We start from the raw sequence: 2,075 nt of genomic DNA on the forward strand, positions 1-2,075 counted from the left end.
TACCCATGCACGGCACCACCATACTTTGCGTGCGACGCGGCAGCAATGTGGTGATGGCCGGAGATGGTCAGGTAACTTTTGGCAATACCGTCATGAAAGGCAATGCCCGCAAGGTAAGGCGTATTGAACCGGGGGTATTGACTGGCTTCGCGGGTGCTACCGCCGATGCTTTTACCCTGCTCGAACGCTTTGAGGCCAAACTGAAAGCCCATCCTGGACAACTGGCCAAGGCGGCTGTTGAACTCGCCAAAGAGTGGCGCACCGACCGGGTATTGCGGCGCCTGGAAGCGATGCTGGCCGTTGCAGACGATAAGCAAAGTCTGATTATTACCGGCCAGGGCGATGTGCTGGAACCGGAATTCGGCATTATTGCCATTGGCTCCGGTGGTCCCTTTGCCCTTTCTGCAGCCCGTGCCCTGCTTGAAAATACCGAGTTGCCGGCCCGTGAAGTCGCCGAACGGGCGCTGGGCATCGCCGGGGACATCTGCATTTATACCAACCACAACCATACGATTGAAGAACTATGAGCATGTCTGAAATGACCCCCCGTGAAATCGTCCAGGAACTGGACAAGTACATCATCGGCCAGTCTGACGCCAAGCGTGCCGTGGCTATTGCCCTGCGCAACCGCTGGCGGCGCGGCCAGGTGCCTGCCCCCCTGCATCAGGAGATCACCCCCAAGAACATCCTGATGATTGGGCCTACCGGCGTCGGCAAAACCGAAATTGCCCGCCGTCTGGCGCAATTGGCCAATGCCCCTTTCATCAAGGTGGAAGCCACCAAATTCACAGAAGTGGGTTACGTCGGCAAGGATGTGGAATCCATTATCCGCGACCTGACTGAAACGGCGGTAGACATGATTCGTAGCGAACGCCAAACGGCCATGCGCCAGCGCGCTGAAGAAATGGCCGAAGAACGCATTCTCGATGCGTTGATTCCCGGCCCCCGGGACAGCACGGTGCCACGCAGCGATGAAGGGACCCGCCAAAAATTCCGCAAGATGCTCCGCGAGGGCAAACTGGATCAGCAGGAAATCGAAATTGAGGTTGCGGCTCCCAAAGCGGGTGTGGAAATCATGGCGCCAGCGGGTATGGAAGAAATGACCAACCAGCTGCGGGATATGTTCTCCAATATGTCCCAGGGTAAAACCAGCACCCGCAAGGTGCCGGTGGCGGAAGCCCGGCGTCTGCTGACGGATGACGAAGCTGCCAAGCTGGTCAATGAAGAAGAAGTACGCGCCCTGGCCCTGGAAAGAGTACAGTCGGGCGGCATTGTTTTCATCGATGAAATCGACAAGGTGGCGGTGCGCTCCGGTAGTCAGCAGGGTACCGACATTTCCCGGGAAGGGGTGCAGCGGGATTTGTTGCCGCTAGTGGAAGGATCCAACGTCAGCACCCGTTATGGCGTGGTGAAAACCGATCATATCCTGTTCATTGCCTCCGGGGCATTTCATCTCAGCAAACCTTCGGACCTGATCCCGGAACTGCAGGGACGACTCCCTATTCGCGTAGAGCTGGATGCCCTGAGTGCGGCAGACCTGGTCCGTATTCTGCAGGAGCCGGAAAACGCGCTGGTGCGCCAGTACAGCGCCCTGCTCGCCAGTGATGGGGTCACCCTGCAATTTACTGATGATGGCGTACGACGCATAGCCGAAATCGCGCAACAGGTCAACGAACGGGTCGAGAACATTGGCGCCCGTCGCCTGCATACCATCATGGAACGCCTGCTGGAAGAAGTGGCTTTTTCAGCGCCAGACCTGAGTCAGCCCAGCGTCGAGGTCAATGCAGAATATGTGGATGGGCGCTTGCAGGATCTGGCCCAGGACGAAGACCTGTCCCGCTATATTTTATAAATTGGGTTGTTTTACCGGAATGGAACTCAGGGCTTGAGATAAAACGCTCCAGCCGCCTGGGCTTGGGCAATGGCAATGACGCCCGCCGGAACCAGATGACTGCCAGCAGGCCGGGCGGCAGGGTCAAGGCCCATGTTGCGCAGACTGTTTTCACAAAAATCCACACATAAACCGGCGCTGATCCGCTCTTCGATTTCCCGCCGCCAGTGACCATGCGCCCACA

Annotated in this window: 2 protein-coding genes and 1 pseudogene; 2 read left to right on the plus strand and 1 reads right to left on the minus strand. The window is 57.7% G+C overall.

Going from position 1 to position 2,075, the window contains the following annotated elements; all coding sequences use genetic code 11:
* Nucleotides 1-5 precede the first annotated feature (5 nt).
* Nucleotides 6-527, plus strand: a complete 522-nt coding sequence (hslV, locus tag AC2VLY_RS08990; protein WP_175438541.1) for an ATP-dependent protease subunit HslV — start codon at nt 6-8, stop codon at nt 525-527.
* Between the two features lie 2 nt (nt 528-529).
* Nucleotides 530-1,852 carry an ATP-dependent protease ATPase subunit HslU gene (hslU, locus tag AC2VLY_RS08995; protein WP_024892919.1) on the plus strand — a complete coding sequence of 441 codons (1,323 nt, stop codon included), beginning with the start codon at nt 530-532 and terminating at the stop codon, nt 1,850-1,852.
* Nucleotides 1,853-1,878: 26 nt separating this feature from the next.
* On the opposite strand, the pseudogene AC2VLY_RS09000 reads toward hslU, so the two are convergent.
* Nucleotides 1,879-2,075: pseudogene (locus AC2VLY_RS09000) on the minus strand (hypothetical protein); the annotation flags it as partial.

Source organism: Acidithiobacillus sp. TH-A36 (assembly GCF_057473445.1).